Below are 14,994 nucleotides of genomic sequence, written 5' to 3' on the forward strand. Positions count from 1 at the left end.
GCGGCGTGTCTGCGCGGCGCGAACCGACGTACGTGGCGCGAGGTCATGGGCGCGCTCGGATCCGGCTCCACCACAGCGACAGTCCGAGCGCGGCCGCGACCAACACCACCCCTGCTGCGGCGAACCAGGACGCGATGTCGACGTGCCGGGTGACCACGGTGACGTGCCGAGGCAGATCGGCCAGCGCGTCCTGGAGCTGGTCGGCGCTCTCGGCGCGGTAGTACCGTCCGCCTGTGATGTCGGCCACCGATTGCAGCGCCTGCTCGTCGATCACCAGCGGGTTGCTGCCACCGCGCCAGCCGCCGCCCATCCCGAAACCGCCGCCGCCGGCCCAGCCACCGGCCTGGCGTCCGGTGCAGGCCATCCGGGTGGGTGTGGTGGTGCCGAAGCCGATGGTGAACACGCGGACGCCACGGGCTGCCGCGACCTTGGCCGCGTCGGCGGGCTCGACTCCTTGGGTGTTGGCGCCGTCGGTGAGCAGGACGATCACGTCCGAGGCGTAGCCGGCGCGGCGGGCGCTCTCGGCGTCGACACCGCTCGGCGCCACCGTCGGGTCGACCTGGGCGATCGCGTCGATCGAGGTGAGGATGGCCGAGCCGATCGCGGTGCCGCGAGCGGTGGACAGGTTGGCGATCGCAGTGATCAACGCGTCGGTGTCGGTGGTCGGCGGCACCTGCAGGCCCGCGACTCCGGCGAAGGCGACCAGACCGATCTTGGTCTTCCCCTGCTGGGCCTGGATGAACTCGGTCGCCGCCCGTTGGGCGACGGTGATCCGGTTGGGGTCGACGTCGGTCGAGCACATCGAGCCGGAGACGTCGACGGCGAGCATGATCGTGGTGGAGTCGGAGGCGACGGGGACGCTCGCTTGCGGCCGGGCGGCGCCGATGCCAAGTGTGGCGAACCCGAGCAGCAGGAGCAGAGTCGGCACCAGCCGGGTCCATCGGGCGCGTTCGGGTACGGCGGCGCGGACCAGAGCGATCGATGTCACTCGGACGGCGGCGCGCCGTCGACGTCGCCGAACCAGCCAGGTCACGCCGAGCACGAGCGGGATCGCCAGCAAGGAGGCGAGGGCCCAGGGCCAGTTGAGCGACATCGTCAGATCACCCTCCCGGTCTGGATGCCGGTGATCACGGCGCCCGCCACGAGCAGGGCGAGACCGATCAGGACGAACCCTCCGGCCAGCGGTACGTCCTGGTCGGCGACCGTCAGCCGAAGGTCGATGGTCGAGGCGATCCCGTCGAGCTGGCCGGCGTCGGAGGCCGGGTGGTAGTGGCCGCCGGTGGCCTGCGCGATCGCCGTCAGCCGGTCGGTGTCGAGCGCGGTGTGCACCTGGTAGCCGTCGATCTCGATGGTGGTCCCCTGAGCGGTGCCGACGCCGACGGTCTCGATATGGATACCCGCGTCCTGGGCGACGGTCGTCGCGTCGGTGATCGCGTCGCTCCCACCGCCGGAGCCGGCGTCGGTGTCCTCGCCGTCGGAGAAGAGCACGATGGTGGCCGATCCCCAGTAGCCCAGCTGGGGCAGCGTGCCGTCCTCGCCGACGGTCACCGTCTCTCCCGTGATCGCACTGACGGAGCCGAGGATCGCCGAAGCGAGCGAGGTGCCGCCGGCGATCCGCAGACTCTCGACCGCCGCCTTCGCGGCCGCTCGGTCGGCACCCGGCAGCGCGGTGGTCAGCGCACCCTGGTCGAAGCCGACGACGCCGATGTCGACGGTGTCGGGTTGTGCGTCGATGAACGCCAGCGCCGCCTGCTGGGCGGCGGCCAGCCGGCTCGGCGTCAGGTCGGTGGCCGCCATGCTGTTGGACACGTCCATTGCGAGGATCACCGTTCCGGCGCTGCGACCGACCGGCAGCGAGGCGACCGGACCGGCCGCGGCGACGGTGAGTACGAGGACACCGGCCAGCGAGCAGCACAGCCCGAGCCTGCGCCGGGACGAGCCGGCGGGCGCGATCCCGGCCGCGGCGAGGGCGGCGGAGCGACGCCGGCTGATCACCACGGCGGCGACGATCAGACCCGCGCAGAGCAGCGCGCCGGGGACGAGCAGGAGCGGGTGGGTGAGCGTCATCGGCGCCTCTGCTGCGTCTCCTCGACCACGGCCAGCAAGACGTCCACCAGGTCGCTGGTGGTGTCGACCCGATGCAGCGGCACGCCGGCGCGGCGCATGCCGGCGGCGATGCCGGCGTCACGCTCGCCAGCCCCGTGGACGAACCGCGAGCGGAAGATCGGATCGGCCGTGTCGATCAACAGCTGCTCGCCTGTTTCGGCGTCCTCGACCACGATCAACCCGACTTCCGGCAGGGCGTCGTCGGCCGCGTCGACGATCCGGAGGGCAACCACCTCGTTGCGATGCGCGAGCCGGACCAGCGGGCGTTGCCACTCGCCGGTGCCGATGAAGTCGGACAGCACCACGACCAGCGACCGCCGGGCGAGGGACGACACCGCGTCCAGCATCGCGGCCAGGTCGGTGGTCGCGAGGCCGCGGCTCTGCGGCGTCCGTTCCAGCTCACGCCCGATCCGCAGTGCGTGGTTGCGTCCGGTGCCGGGCGGCACGATCCGGGACGTCGCTGCTTCCGGTCCGCCGGTGTCGTAGAGGACCGCGCCCACCCGGTTGCCGCTCCGGCCGAGCAGACGGGCCAGCACCAGGGCGAGCTCGGTGACGACGTCCTGCTTCCCACGACCCGGTCCGCCGACCGACATCGACGCCGAGCGGTCCACGACCAGCCAGGAGGTCAGCTCGCGATCCTCGTTGAACTCACGCACCTGGGGCTCGTCCAGCCGGGCGGTGACGTTCCAGTCGATGTGCCGGGCATCGTCGCCCTCGACGTACGCGCGCAGGCCGGCGAAGTCCAGGCCGTTGCCGCGCCGCACCGTGCGGTAGCCACCCTGGATGCGGCCGTCGAGGCGACGGATCACCCGCCACTCCAGGCGGTGCAGCAATTGGTCGGGCGCGGTGATCATGGCCGGATGATCAGCCGATGATCACGGCCCGGACCGTCGTCTGCTAGGAGGATCACGGCTGGAGCACCACGTCCGGACTGGGGACGGCCCGGAGCACCCGGACCAGCAGATCGTCGGCTCCCAGGTCGTCGGCCAGCGCCTCGTAGGAGAGCACGATCCGGTGCCGCAGCACGTCCAGCGCGAGCTCGTCGACGTCGTACGGCAAGACGTAGTCCCGTCCGCGCAGGAAGGCGAGTGCTCGGGCGCCCAGGACCAGGGCGATGGTGGCGCGCGGGCTGGCGCCGTAGGTGAGGTAACGCTGCAGGTCGGCCTGGCCGACGCTCTCGGGCGATCGGGTGGCAGTGACGAGCCGGACGGCGTAGTCGACGATGGACGGATCGACGTAGGTCTGCTCGACCGAAGCCCGCATCCGGATCAGGTCGTCGGGGCTGAGCATGACCTGCGGCCGGTCGGCCGCATAGAGCGCGCGCTGCACGATCGCGTGCTCCTCGGCGACGCTCGGATAGCCGACGACGACCTTCATCATGAACCGATCGACCTGCGCCTCGGGCAACGGATAGGTGCCGTCGGACTCGATCGGGTTCTGGGTGGCCATCACCAGGAACGGCTCCGGCACCGGGAACGTCTCGCGGCCGATAGTCACCTGCCGCTCCTGCATCACCTCCAGCAGCGCGCTCTGCACCTTGGCCGGCGCCCGGTTGATCTCGTCGGCCAGCAGGAGGTTGGTGAACACCGGGCCGAGCGTGGTCTCGAACTCGCCCGAGTGCTGGTGGTAGACCCGGGTGCCGACCAGGTCGGCGGGGACGAGGTCCGGGGTGAACTGGATCCGCTGGAACTGGCCGCCGATCGCGCCGGCGAGCGACTTCACGGCGAGCGTCTTGGCCAACCCCGGAACGCCCTCGACCAGCAGGTGGCCGCCGGCCAGCATCGCGACGGCCATCCGCTCCAGCAGGACGTCCTGGCCGACGATGATGCGTTTGACCTCGAACAGCACGGGCTCCAGCGGGTTGGTCGTCATCGTCTTCCCTCCCCGGCGGCGCCTGGTGGTGGCGACGCCTCGACACGCTGCTGGTGATCGCGGTTCACAGTTGCGGACCTCCGCCCGGTCCCTCTCCGGACGTACCGCCGAGGGCGGCGCCGATCGGCACGGCGAAGCCGATCCCGGCGAACGCGTCGTCGCGTCCGGGATCCGCGATCGAGACCACCACGCCGATCACCGAGCCCTGCGCGTCGAGCAGCGGCCCCCCGGAGCTGCCCGGGTTGACGGCGGCATCGAACTGGATCAGCCCCGACAGCGATCCGGACGTGGTCTTCGTGCTGCGGTGCAGCCCGGACACGACGCCGGTGGTCGTGCTGTCCCGCAGTCCGAGCGGGTTGCCGATGGCCACCACGTCCGCGCCGACGGTGACCCCGCCGCCGATCGCCGCGGGGACCACCACCTCGGGCAGCTTCGTCGGGGTGAGGGTGGCGACGTCGCGCTTCGGGTCGGCGGCGGCGACGCTCGCCTCGGCCTTGGTGCCGTCGGCGAAGGTGATCGAGATCGTGCCGCCGCCGGCGATCACGTGGTTCGCCGTCAGCACGGTGCCGGTGTCGGTGACGATCACGCCCGAGCCGAGAGCCTTCTTGTCGGTGGTGATCAAGACGACCGACGGTGCCACCTGCCGGAACAGGTCCGGCACGGTGAGCGGAGTGGCGCTGGCCGCCGGCGTACGGCTCGGCGTCGGCGACGGCCCTTCGTCGGCGGCCGAGCCCGCGCCCAGCCGGAACGCCAGCGCGGCGATGATCACGATGGCGACCGCGAGGACGGCTGCGGTGGCGATCGCCCAGCGCCAGCCACTGCCGCCGCCGGATCGGAGCCTGGGCCGGCGTCTCGCGATCCGGTGCCCGGTGCGAGGCGCGGGGCCCGCCTCGAGGATCTCGGCCGAGTGATCGGCATCCGTGGCCGCGGGCGGCGGCGGGCCCTCCGCGGGTCCGGGCGCGACCGCCTCGCCGGTCCGGGATTCGGTCGGATCGGCGCCGGGCGCACGGAATCCGCGCAGTCGCCCAACCCCGGTGGGGTCCATTGAGACAGCGTAAGGACAGTTCTTGAGAATCCACTATGCCGAGACTGTGCGGTCACTGCTGCCCGGCCCCACTTCGGATCCCCTGCGAGCCGCCGGATCCCGTGCAGCGGGTCCGAACGGGTGCAGGGGATCCGAGTTTGCTTCTCTCCCGATGCCTCGACGGTGCCTGGCGGTTCAGCGGGGCAGCAGCAGGTCACCCATCGAGCGGGCCAGCCAGTCCTCGTAGTGGTCCGGGCTCCAGCCGACGCGGACCACCAGCTTCTCGAAGACCTCGCCGGTGCTGAGAATCCACAGGCCCGTCGCCAGCTCGTCGCGCGCAACGTCGGTGCGGAGCCAGCCGCGCCCGTCCAGGACCCCGACCACCTCGGCGATGTTGCCCCGGATGTACGCCATCCGCTGGGACCACTCCGCGTCGACGTCGGCGTCGTCGGCGGCCGCGGCCCCGAACGCCCGCCACATCCGGTACGTCCGCTCGTTGAACTCGCGGATCAGCCTCGCTCCCCGTCGGATGAATTCCTGGAGGTCGGCGGCGGCCAGCAGCGCGCGACCCTCCGGTGCGGAGATGAACTGCTCGTCCCCCTCCCGCCCGAACGTGGTCACCGACACCGCCGCGGTGAGCAGGCTGCGCTTCGGTCCCTGGGCCTGAACGGTCTCCACCGACACGCCCGCCGAGGCCGCGATCCGGGTCAGGGTCGTCCGCGCATAGCCCTCCTCGGCGAAGAGGCGTCCCGCCGCGTCGACGATCCGCCGGCGGGTCGCGGCCGCCTGCTCGGCCCGCAGCGGGGACGTGTATCTCTGCGCCGCCATCGGACTCCTCGGGAAGTAATTGACCTTTATGACGTAGTGGTCAATTTGGTGACACAGTATCCAATATCTCCCGAGGAGCATCCGATGGCCGACATCCTCATCGCCAGTGTCCCGATCCACGGTCACGTCGCACCGATGCTCGCGGCGGCGGCGAGCCTGGTCCAGCGCGGCCACCGGATTCGATTCCTGACCGGTGCGCGATTCGCCGCGGACGTGGAGGCCAGCGGGAGCGTGTTCGTGCCGCTGCCGGCGGAGGCAGACTTCGACGATCGGATCGTCGCCGCCGGGCTGGCCGATGCGCAACGACCCGACGGCATCCGGGGGCTCCGCTATGACGTGACCCGGACGTTCCTGGCGCCGGCGCGCGCACAGTACGACGCTCTGGTGGGGGCCCTGACCGAACGCACCGACGCCGTGATGGTCGATCCGACGTTCATCGGTGCCGGGCTGCTCGCCGCGGGACCACGGGCGCAGCGTCCGCCGGTGATCATCGGCGGGGTGCTGCCGCTGACCCTCGCGTCGAACTGGGCGCCGCCCTTCGGGCCAGGGATCCAGCCCCGGCCGGGACCCATTCGCCGGCTCGACCGGGCCAGCTTCCGGCTGCTGCGGCTGATGGTCGAACGGGTCGTGTTCGCGCAGGCCCAGCGCGACTTCGACGCGTTGTCGCGGACGGTGACCGGCCGCGGTGCCGACGCCTTCGTCCTCGACTGGGTGAGCATCACCGACGGGATCGTCCAGTTCTCGACGCCGAGCTTCGAGTACCCACGACCGGACGCGACCGTGCCGATCCGCTTCGCCGGGCCGATCATCGGGCCCAGCAGTGGCGAGCTGCCGGACTGGTGGGGCGATCTGGACAGCGGCCGTCCGGTGGTCCTCGTCACCCAGGGCACCATCGCCAACAACGATCTGGGCATGCTGGTCCGGCCGGCGATCGAAGGACTCGCCGGCGCCGACCTGCTGGTGGTGGTCACGACCGGTGGACCACCCGTGGCCGACCTCGGCCCGCTGCCTGCGAATGTGCGTGCGGCGGAGTTCCTGCCGTACGCCGACCTGTTCCCGAAGGTCGACGTGTTCGTCACCAACGGCGGATACGGCGGAGTGCAGTTCGCCTTGTCGCACGGGACGCCGCTGGTCGCCGGCGGAGCCGGCGAGGACAAGCCCGAGGTCGCCGCGCGGGTCGGCTGGTCCGGTGTCGGCGTGAACCTGCGAACCGGACGTCCCTCCGCAAGGGCGGTCGCCGACGCCGTCGCCACCGTGCTGCGCGACTCGCGCTATCGAGCAGCCGCACAGCTGGCCGCACGCGAGATCGCGGCCGCCCGCGGGGTCGTGGAGATCGAAGAGCTGATCGCCGGCCTGGCGGTCAGTCCCGGGTGAGACGCGCCCGGTCGTCAACCGAAGGTCGAGTGGGACGATGCCTGCATCGCCGTTGACGCGTCGTCGCCGGTCCGGAAGCGTGCGGCGCCAGGGCAACGAGAACACCGGGCGGACGGGAGGCACCGTGCAGGAACGGAGTACCCGGGCGGGCCCCGACCGTCCCTGGCACCGTCCGGGTCGAGTGCGCTATGCCCTCGAGCGCCTGCGCGGGATCGTCAGGATCCCCGTGTCCGTCTCTCCGCATGACCGGTCGAGCATCGTGGTCGATCGGGATCGACCTGTCCTCACCCGGGACGGAACGGTGCTGCGGGTGAACGTGCGCCGTCCGGTGGGCGAGGGCACGTTCCCGGTGATCTTGTGCGCCCACCCGTACGGCAAGGACAAGGTCCCCATCAGGCGTCGTGGTGGCGGCTACCGGGTCTCCTTCCAATACCGGGTGCTGCGCCAGCCGGCGGCGATCGCCTTCTCCGACCTGACCACCTGGGAGGCGCCGGACCCGGCGTGGTGGACCGCGCACGGCTACGTCGTGGTCAACGCCGATCTCCGTGGCGCCGGCGCCTCCGACGGGATCGGCGATTGGCTGTCCCGCCAGGAGAGCGAGGACGTCGCCGACCTCGTCGAATGGGCCGGACACCAGTCGTGGAGCACGGGATCGGTCGGCCTGCTCGGAGTCTCCCACCTCGCCCTTGTCCCAATGGGGGGCGGCCGCGCAGCGCCCGCCGTCACTGCGAGCGATCGTCCCGTGGGAGGGCTTCACCGATCCCTACCGTGCCCTGCTCCGGCCCGGCGGATTTCCCGAGGTCGGCTTCCTCCGACTGTGTTCCAGAGGGATGAAGGGCAACCGGCAGGCGTACTCGCTGATGGCGGCCTGCCTTCGCCGTCCTCTGATCGACGACTGGTGGCGCAGCCGGGTGCCCGACCTGCACAGGATCGAGGTCCCGACGCTGGTCTGCGGCAGCTTCTCCGACAACAACCTGCATTCCCGCGGGTCGATCGACGGATTCGAGCACATCGGGTCCGCCGAACGGCACCTGTACACCCATCGCGCCGGCAAGTGGGCGACCTTCTACAGCGAGGAGGCGAAGCAGACCCAGCTTCAGTTCCTCGATCGCCACCTGACGGGACGCGACACCCCCATGCTGCCGCCCGTGCGGCTCGAGGTGCGCGAGTCCGGGAACCAGATCGTCGAGGTCCGCGAGGAGCAAGAGTGGCCGCTGGCCCGAACTCGCTGGACTCCGCTCTATCTCGGCACCGATGGTCTCGACCTCGAGCCGGCGGGCACCGGCTCGCTCGAATTCGGAATCCGCAAGGGCGGTGCCGGGTTCGGCTGGATCGTGCCGGCCGACACCGAGCTCACGGGCCCGATGGCTCTGCGCTTGTACGTCTCCGTCGACGGCACCGACGACGTCGACCTGACCGTCGGCGTGGAGAAGTGGCGCGGTGGTTCGTACGTCGGCTTCGAGGGCTCGTACGGTTTCGGTCGCGACCGGGTCACCACCGGCTGGTTGAGCGCCTCGCTCCGCGGCCTGGACGAGACCCGGTCGCGCCCGTTCCAGCCGATCCCGTCGTTCACGTCTCGCGCACCGCTCGGTCCGGGCGAGATCGTCCCGGTCGACATCGCGCTCGGTCCGTCGTCGACCCTGTTCCGTCGCGGCGAACAACTCCGGCTGGTGATCGCCGGCCGCTGGCTGTGGCCACGCAACCCGTTCACCGGCGCATTCCCGGCCGCCTACCGCACCCGGCGAGCCGGATCCTGCACCGTTCACTGGGGTCCCGAGCGTCCGGCGCGCCTGCTCATCCCGGTTGTGCCGTAGCCCTGATCGGGCACGGTCGGCCGGCATTCGGGACGGATCCGCTCCGGCGCACGGACGCCAGAGGAGGTCGTGGCGCCTGCCCACCGAGCGAACTGCCCGAATAAGACAGACGGCAACCAGCCTGGTTCGGCTACCGTCCGTTCCATGTGCGACTCCGCTCCCACGCGGCTCGATGCGCTGGCGAGCCTGCTGGTCGACCAAGTCACCCGGCACTACGGCTCCGACGCGAGAACCGAGGCGTTGGGGATGGCCCTATCCGGGTTCGACCGCAGCGAGCGCCCAGCGGACGCTGCCGGCGTGCGCGAGGTCGAGCTCGCGGCTCAAACGGTGTTCCGCCACCTCGAGCTGGTGTACCAGCCGGGCCTCGAACCTCAAGATCACAGTCCGGGCTGGCCCGAGCCCGACCTGGCGATGATCCGACGACGCGGAGCCGACGTCGCCGAGGTCCGCCGGGACCCGGACGGAACGGCAACGATCCGCCTCACCGGGCTAGCCCCCGTCGAGGCGGCGGCGCCGCTGCTCCGCGGCGCCTTCACGCTCGTCCGGGACGCCGAGGCGATCATCCTCGACCTGCGGGACAACACCGGCGGTGACCCGGCCACCGTTGCGGTGATCATCGACTGGTTGGCCGGCGATGGCCCCCGGCATCTGTTCGACGTCGTCTACCGCGATCGCGTCCGACAATGGTGGACAGCCGGCAGCCCGATCGCAGACCGGCCCGACGGCCCCGTCCGCGCGCTGATCGGACCGCGCACCTACAGCTCGGGCGAGGCACTGGCGTGGGCGCTGCAGGACCAGCGTCTCGCCACCCTCGCTGGACAACCCACCCGAGGGGCCGCCGACCACGTGGTCCCGCTGGCGCTGACCCACGACGTACGCGCCCTCATCCCCGAGGCGCGCGTCGCCGCGCCGGACGGCGGTCCTACCTGGGAAGGCTGCGGCGTCCAACCAGACGAACCCGGCTGACGGGAGGCAATCGTCACCACTCGGGTCACGTCCTGAGCACGGCGAGCGGGGCGGTGCTGACTTCCGCTCGCGGCCCTGGTCACGGAACGTTCGTGTGACCAGGGATTTCGGCGCTGGAGAGTCTCGCCAACCCGCAGCTCACCACCACCGAACAGGCATTCGAATCTGACGTAGCCTGTTGAGCGTGCTGACAGTGGTGACTCACATCCGCGAGATGGCGACCGGTAAACGCGACCGGCCAGATCCGCGCGGGCGACGAGATCACGGTCCAAGCAGCTAGCTACGAGGACGGCGCAGGTTGCAGTTCGGCCCATGCGGCAGCAGGTTCTCGGGCTGGAGCCCAGAGCTCATATTCGGTCGGAGCGGCACGGACTCTTCGGCCGCAAGACGCGCGACCGTGCTTCACGTCCTACTCGCCCGACTGGTCAACCACCAGGTACGTCAGCTACCCGGAGGAGCTGGCTGGACTCACAGGAGCGTCAGCACGACCAGGCCGTCGGTCCCCGCTCGATCGGCATCGGTGCCGGCGAAGTCCCCGGCCGCTCCCGGGAGCCCGGCGCCCGGGCCCTGTTCGGTGGCTTGGGCCGCGGTTGGATGGTCATAGCGGCACGGCACACCCGCTTGTCCAGTCTGCAGTTCGGTCTGGGAGGTGTAGCCCGGCTCAGTGCCGATCAACTGGGGAATGCCTCCGTGGGGGACTGCCGGATTCGGGCCGAGAAGCACTGTGGACAAACGATTCCCAGGCATCGCAAGCAGGTACAGACCGGAGGACGCGCGCACTGAGCTCCGTTCGGACTCGCGGCGCGGCGATGTGCGATAGCCGGAGACGTACTCACCACCACGGCCCACGTGGATCGTCAGGATTTCGGGTGAGGCTCCGGTCCTGCCGACATACATCACGGAGGTGACGTAAGCCCCCTGCCCACCGGTGCAGACCTGAGCACCGAGGTCGTCGCGGTCGCCGGCGTTGCTGGCGGCCCCTCCGCCGCCCCAGGCCGCGATCCGAACCTGGTGCACACCGTCAGGAACTTGGTAGGTGAAGTCCTGCTGGAGGTCGGTTGCCCTGAAGACCACCTCCGCAGCTCCGCTGGAGCCGGCGGGCCCTTGTGCGCCGGTATCGCCTCTCTCTCCCTGTGGGCCGGCGTCACCCTTCTCCCCCTGTGGGCCGGCGTCACCCTTCTCCCCCTGTGGGCCGGCGTCACCTTTGGATCCCGCCGGGCCGGCCGGGCCCGCCGGGCCGGTCGGTCCCGCCGGGCCGGTACGGGTCGGCAGGGTCTGGACGAACGCGCTCAGCTCGGCAGCGGTGCGCGCCGTGTTCGAGCCGGCAATACGTCTGGTCGCGAGCCCGAGTGCTTCGACCTGCCGCAACACTGCCGCCGAGACCTGGCCGGTACCGCCCACGACAATGACGAGCCGGGGATGTAACCGCTGCAGCGCCGTCGCCGTGGCCGGCGTCAACCTGCCGGCATCGGTGAGCAGCACCGGAGCGTCGACCGGACCCGCCGCCGCGAGCGCAAGGACCGCGTCATCACCCGAGTGGGCGAGAAACACGTAGCTCGCCGGAGTCTCGGGCGTCGCGCTGGCCGTGATCGACCCGATCATCGTCAGCACCAGCGCGACGGCGACGATCGACAGGTGCATCATTGACCGCCGCCGACCCAATGGTGTCGATGACGCGTGTGCTAATGGTGCGCCGAGCCGCGTGTTGTTGATCATGATCTCCCCCTGAATCCTCTCGCTGGCGTCAGATTAGGTGCAGTCCGGACCGTCCCGCGTCAACCCGTGGTTCGATTGCACGGGGTGCGTTCTCAATCCGAGGGTGGACCCAGTCGCGACAGGGTCGGGGTGGCTCAAATGATCAAGGACGGCGGCGGCCATCTGCCGAACGGCATCCCCGACAACGCCGATACCGGCTGGTTCGAGTCGCCCGAGTTAACCCACCTGCACGGCCCCTGGTTCGCGTTCGCCTCCAGCTGGTGAGTCCCGGGGCGCCGCCTGACCGCCCGCTGCGGACGGTCAACGAAAGATCACCGAGGCAACTCAGGCACGCCCGCCTACTGATCGGTGTGATGATGCGACAGCCTGCGCCAAAGGTGTTGTTCTTCGTCGGTCAGCACAACGTGGTACTCGGCCAGGTTGATGTGTAGACCGTTGATCGCGTCGCCGCTGGTGCCGTCGTTGGCGGCTCGGATCAGGCCGCGGGTCAGCCACTTGGTCCAGTTCGCGAAGGTGGCCGAGTTCCAACGCAGCGGCCTGGTCCACTTCCACGCCCTGATCCGACTCGACGGCCCACCCACACCGACTGACGACTACCCGGCGCCGAAGATCGGGTTCGGCGCGCCCCGCGAAGGCGGCGCCACTTTGGGCACGTTGAGGGCGCGCCCTGCGGTATTAGGCGATTCGAATAGTGGCCGTGGGCCAAATGTACTCTGATCAGGTGAAACAATGTGGAGCGGGTGACGAGAATCGAACTCGCATGACCAGCTTGGAAGGCTGGGGCTCTGCCATTGAGCTACACCCGCGTGGGTTTCCGTGACCTGGTCGAGTCCGAGTCTCCACCAGGCCACGGAGTCGAGGCGCAGGACTCGAACCCGCCGGCCGCCCGCCGCGATCTCTCGCGCCTTGTCGGGCCTCGTGTCGACCCGCGGAAGACGTACGACCTCGCGGGCAGCGCGTGGAACTGTAGCAGCCGATCGGCGAGGAGCCCGCATCGCCGAGGCGCCGCGGGGGTCGTGCCCTCGGTGGTCAGAAGGTGTCGGTAGCCGGATCGAATCGACCGGTGAGCGCGGCTCGCTCGCGATCCGAGAACAGAGTCGGGGCGGCGGGACTCGAACCCGCGGTCTCCTGCTCCCAAAGCAGGCGCGCTAGCCACTACGCTACGCCCCGGCGTCGGCACAGCCCGTCGAGTGTAGGGGACCAGGGGCCTGGCCACAACGTGGCCGACCTGCGATGATTTGTCGGCCCTTGGGGCCAACCGTAGGATTGCCCAGGCTCTCCGCGAGCCTGCTGCGGGCATGCCCGCCCGCCACAGCTACTTTCCGCAAGGATTTTCAGGAGTCAGAGCGTGCCCAGCACCGTCGAGCAGTTGACCCCGAGTCGGGTCAAGATCACCGTCGAGGTCCCTTTCACCGAGCTCAAGCCGAGCATGGACAAGGCGTACCGCGACATCGCCAAGCAGGTGAACATCCCCGGGTTCCGCCGGGGCAAGGTGCCGCCGATGGTGATCGACCAGCGCTTCGGCCGCGGGGCCATCATCGAGCAGGCGCTGAACGACGCGCTGCCCCGGTTCTACGGCGACGCGGTCAGCGAGAACAAGCTGACCCCGCTGGCCCAGCCCGAGGTCGAGGTGACCCGGCTCGAGGACGGCGACCTGATCGAGTTCACCGCCGAGGTCGACGTACGCCCCGAGTTCGACCTGCCCGATTTCTCGCTGCTCAGCGCGACGGTCGATGCGGCCGAGGTGGACGAGGCCGAGATCGACGACCGGCTGGAGACACTGCGCCAGCGCTTCGGCTCGCGGATCGCGGTCGAGCGTCCCGCCGCCGACGGCGACGTGGTCACGATCGACCTGGTCGCCACCAGGGACGGCGAGTCGCTCGAGGACGCCACCGCAGAGGGAATCGACTACACGATCGGTTCCGGCGGGATGCTCGACGGCCTGGACGATGCCGTCATCGGGCTGTCCGCCGGCGAGTCGGCCGAGTTCACCTCGACCCTGGTCGGCGGTCCGCTCAAGGACACCGACGCCGACATCAAGGTCACGGTGAGCAAGGTGCAGGAGGAGGAACTCCCCGCGCTGGACGACGAGTTCGCCCAGCAGGCGTCCGAGTTCGACACCTACGACGAGATGCGCGCCGACTTCGCCGAGAGCCTGCTGCGGCTGGCCCGGCTGGACCAGGCGAGCAAGGCCCGCGACGCAGTGCTGGAGGACCTGATCGCGAAGGTCGCCGTCGAGGTCCCGGAGAACCTGCGGGAGTCCGACCTGGCCGCGCGGAAGGAGTCCATCACCAACCAGCTCTCGTCCGCCAACCTGACCCTGGCGCAGTACCTCGAGGACACCGAGGAGGCCGAGTCGGAGGAGGAGTTCTGGGAGGACCTGGAGAAGCGGTCGGCCGACGCGCTGCTCGCGCAGATCATCTTGGACAAGGTCGCCGAGGAGCGTGGACTCTCGGTCGATCAGAACGACCTCACCCAGCACATCATCCGCAAGGCGCAGCAGGAGGGGTCGACGCCGCAGCAGGTCGCCGACCATCTGCAGGAGCACCCGCACCACATCGACGAGTACATGCAGGAGATCCGGCGCGGCAAGGCGCTGGCCCTGATCGTCGAGTCCGCCACTGTGACCGACACCGACGGGAATCCGGTCGACCTGGCGAACCTGCAGGCCGACGGCACTCTGGCCACGCCGGGCGAGAGCGCCGAGTCCGAGGAGGCCGGCGAGCCCGAGGAGATCGCCGCGTCCGAGACCGTCGGGTCCGAGGCGTCCGACCTCGTTGAGCCCGAGACGGCCGAGGGTGACGACGCGGGCGAGGACGACGACTCGAAGTAACCAGCGTTCGTACGTCCGAATCGGGCGGTCGAGCCGGCGCAGGCCGGCCCGGCCGCCCGTTTCGGTCTCGACTGCATAACGCCGGTTGCCGACAGATTCGGCCGATGTGCGCCGGGTCGGCTCGGACTGGGTGGAGGCGGGTCCGACGTCCCAGTCTTGGGGGAATCTTGAGGTAATCCCAAAGGTCGCCTAGGGCAGACGCGAGGTGATCGTTGAATGATTTACCGCGTCAGGCCGTCGGGGGGCGGGTGGACACCAGCTAGCAAGTGGACGACTCCAGATCAGGGGGAGGGGTCGATCACCCAGGAGCACTGCGGCTGAGCCAGCAATTGGGGGGTGGCTGGGGCGCACGAGATCGGGGGAACGTGTAGCTGTGCCCTTCGTCAGGGGGCACGAAACGCGGGAAGAAGTGCATGAGTGAGCGTTCGGGGGGACGCGCCTCATGCCGACGCAGGGAACTG

Annotated in this window: 13 protein-coding genes, 2 tRNA genes and 1 pseudogene; 7 read left to right on the forward strand and 9 right to left on the reverse strand. The window is 70.2% G+C overall.

What is annotated here, in order from left to right:
• Positions 1 to 43: 43 nt before the first annotated feature.
• The 6 genes from ABD747_RS07370 to ABD747_RS07395 all read right to left on the reverse strand — a co-directional run bounded on the left by ABD747_RS07370 (position 44) and on the right by ABD747_RS07395 (position 5,830).
• The gene (locus tag ABD747_RS07370) at positions 44 to 1,093 is read right to left on the reverse strand and encodes a vWA domain-containing protein (protein WP_344802935.1); all 1,050 of its coding nucleotides are present in this window, start codon (positions 1,091 to 1,093) and stop codon (positions 44 to 46) included.
• Between the two features lie 2 nt (positions 1,094 to 1,095).
• Positions 1,096 to 2,067 carry a VWA domain-containing protein gene (locus tag ABD747_RS07375; protein ID WP_344802937.1) on the reverse strand — a complete coding sequence of 324 codons (972 nt, stop codon included), beginning with the start codon at positions 2,065 to 2,067 and terminating at the stop codon, positions 1,096 to 1,098.
• The gene (locus ABD747_RS07380) at positions 2,064 to 2,960 is read right to left on the reverse strand and encodes a DUF58 domain-containing protein (protein WP_344802939.1); all 897 of its coding nucleotides are present in this window, start codon (positions 2,958 to 2,960) and stop codon (positions 2,064 to 2,066) included. Before ABD747_RS07380 ends, ABD747_RS07375 begins: the two co-directional genes overlap by 4 nt.
• Positions 2,961 to 3,012: 52 nt before the next feature.
• Complete coding sequence (locus ABD747_RS07385) at positions 3,013 to 3,978, reverse strand: AAA family ATPase (RefSeq protein ID WP_344802941.1); 966 nt, start codon at positions 3,976 to 3,978, stop codon at positions 3,013 to 3,015.
• 64 nt (positions 3,979 to 4,042) lie between these two features.
• Entirely contained in the window at positions 4,043 to 5,023 is a 981-nt protein-coding gene (locus ABD747_RS07390) for a S1C family serine protease (protein ID WP_344802943.1), read from the reverse strand.
• Positions 5,024 to 5,197: 174 nt separating this feature from the next.
• Positions 5,198 to 5,830 carry a TetR/AcrR family transcriptional regulator gene (locus tag ABD747_RS07395; RefSeq protein WP_344802945.1) on the reverse strand — a complete coding sequence of 211 codons (633 nt, stop codon included), beginning with the start codon at positions 5,828 to 5,830 and terminating at the stop codon, positions 5,198 to 5,200.
• Between the two features lie 84 nt (positions 5,831 to 5,914).
• Between ABD747_RS07395 and ABD747_RS07400 the strand changes: the two genes are divergently transcribed.
• From ABD747_RS07400 to ABD747_RS07410, 4 genes and pseudogenes are all read left to right on the forward strand, one after another.
• Complete coding sequence (locus tag ABD747_RS07400; RefSeq protein ID WP_344802947.1) at positions 5,915 to 7,204, forward strand: glycosyltransferase; 1,290 nt, start codon at positions 5,915 to 5,917, stop codon at positions 7,202 to 7,204.
• 37 nt (positions 7,205 to 7,241) lie between these two features.
• Positions 7,242 to 7,889: pseudogene (locus ABD747_RS26685) on the forward strand (CocE/NonD family hydrolase); the annotation flags it as partial.
• A gap of 145 nt (positions 7,890 to 8,034) precedes the next feature.
• Positions 8,035 to 9,018 (forward strand): CocE/NonD family hydrolase, encoded by a 984-nt coding sequence (locus ABD747_RS07405; RefSeq protein WP_344802949.1) that lies wholly within the window; start codon positions 8,035 to 8,037, stop codon positions 9,016 to 9,018.
• 144 nt (positions 9,019 to 9,162) lie between these two features.
• Complete coding sequence (locus tag ABD747_RS07410) at positions 9,163 to 9,984, forward strand: S41 family peptidase (protein WP_344802951.1); 822 nt, start codon at positions 9,163 to 9,165, stop codon at positions 9,982 to 9,984.
• A gap of 468 nt (positions 9,985 to 10,452) precedes the next feature.
• Here ABD747_RS07410 and ABD747_RS07415 read toward each other — a convergent pair whose 3' ends face one another.
• The gene (locus ABD747_RS07415; RefSeq protein WP_344802953.1) at positions 10,453 to 11,625 is read right to left on the reverse strand and encodes a cell wall-binding repeat-containing protein; all 1,173 of its coding nucleotides are present in this window, start codon (positions 11,623 to 11,625) and stop codon (positions 10,453 to 10,455) included.
• A 213-nt stretch (positions 11,626 to 11,838) separates the two neighbouring features.
• Between ABD747_RS07415 and ABD747_RS07420 the strand changes: the two genes are divergently transcribed.
• Together ABD747_RS07420 and ABD747_RS26690 are read left to right on the forward strand one after the other, a co-directional pair.
• Positions 11,839 to 11,964, forward strand: coding sequence for a hypothetical protein (locus ABD747_RS07420; RefSeq protein ID WP_344802955.1), 126 nt, complete (start codon positions 11,839 to 11,841; stop codon positions 11,962 to 11,964).
• Positions 11,965 to 12,123: 159 nt separating this feature from the next.
• Positions 12,124 to 12,417, forward strand: a complete 294-nt coding sequence (locus ABD747_RS26690; RefSeq protein WP_425562501.1) for a replication initiator — start codon at positions 12,124 to 12,126, stop codon at positions 12,415 to 12,417.
• A gap of 15 nt (positions 12,418 to 12,432) precedes the next feature.
• Here the strand turns inward: ABD747_RS26690 and ABD747_RS07425 are convergent.
• Both ABD747_RS07425 and ABD747_RS07430 read right to left on the reverse strand, forming a co-directional pair.
• A tRNA-Gly gene (locus tag ABD747_RS07425) sits at positions 12,433 to 12,506 on the reverse strand.
• 291 nt (positions 12,507 to 12,797) lie between these two features.
• Positions 12,798 to 12,870, reverse strand: a tRNA-Pro gene (locus ABD747_RS07430).
• 178 nt (positions 12,871 to 13,048) lie between these two features.
• Here ABD747_RS07430 and tig point away from each other — a divergent pair.
• Entirely contained in the window at positions 13,049 to 14,533 is a 1,485-nt protein-coding gene (gene tig, locus ABD747_RS07435; RefSeq protein WP_344802957.1) for a trigger factor, read from the forward strand.
• The last annotated feature ends 461 nt before the right edge of the window (positions 14,534 to 14,994 follow it).

Source organism: Microlunatus ginsengisoli (assembly GCF_039537205.1).
Taxonomy (GTDB): Bacteria; Actinomycetota; Actinomycetes; order Propionibacteriales; family Propionibacteriaceae; genus Microlunatus; species Microlunatus ginsengisoli.

Excerpts from the sequence above, each read along its gene's own strand:
- ABD747_RS26690 (WP_425562501.1), top strand. The coding sequence starts at position 12,124 with ATGTGTAGACCGTTGATCGCGTCGCCGCTGGTGCCGTCGTTGGCGGCT.
- ABD747_RS07410 (WP_344802951.1), top strand. The coding sequence starts at position 9,163 with ATGTGCGACTCCGCTCCCACGCGGCTCGATGCGCTGGCGAGCCTGCTG.
- ABD747_RS07375 (WP_344802937.1), bottom strand. The coding sequence starts at position 2,067 with ATGACGCTCACCCACCCGCTCCTGCTCGTCCCCGGCGCGCTGCTCTGC.
- ABD747_RS07395 (WP_344802945.1), bottom strand. The coding sequence starts at position 5,830 with ATGGCGGCGCAGAGATACACGTCCCCGCTGCGGGCCGAGCAGGCGGCC.
- ABD747_RS07405 (WP_344802949.1), top strand. The coding sequence starts at position 8,035 with ATGAAGGGCAACCGGCAGGCGTACTCGCTGATGGCGGCCTGCCTTCGC.
- ABD747_RS07420 (WP_344802955.1), top strand. The coding sequence starts at position 11,839 with ATGATCAAGGACGGCGGCGGCCATCTGCCGAACGGCATCCCCGACAAC.
- ABD747_RS07400 (WP_344802947.1), top strand. The coding sequence starts at position 5,915 with ATGGCCGACATCCTCATCGCCAGTGTCCCGATCCACGGTCACGTCGCA.
- ABD747_RS07415 (WP_344802953.1), bottom strand. The coding sequence starts at position 11,625 with ATGCACCTGTCGATCGTCGCCGTCGCGCTGGTGCTGACGATGATCGGG.
- ABD747_RS07385 (WP_344802941.1), bottom strand. The coding sequence starts at position 3,978 with ATGACGACCAACCCGCTGGAGCCCGTGCTGTTCGAGGTCAAACGCATC.
- ABD747_RS07390 (WP_344802943.1), bottom strand. The coding sequence starts at position 5,023 with ATGGACCCCACCGGGGTTGGGCGACTGCGCGGATTCCGTGCGCCCGGC.
- ABD747_RS07370 (WP_344802935.1), bottom strand. The coding sequence starts at position 1,093 with ATGTCGCTCAACTGGCCCTGGGCCCTCGCCTCCTTGCTGGCGATCCCG.
- ABD747_RS07380 (WP_344802939.1), bottom strand. The coding sequence starts at position 2,960 with ATGATCACCGCGCCCGACCAATTGCTGCACCGCCTGGAGTGGCGGGTG.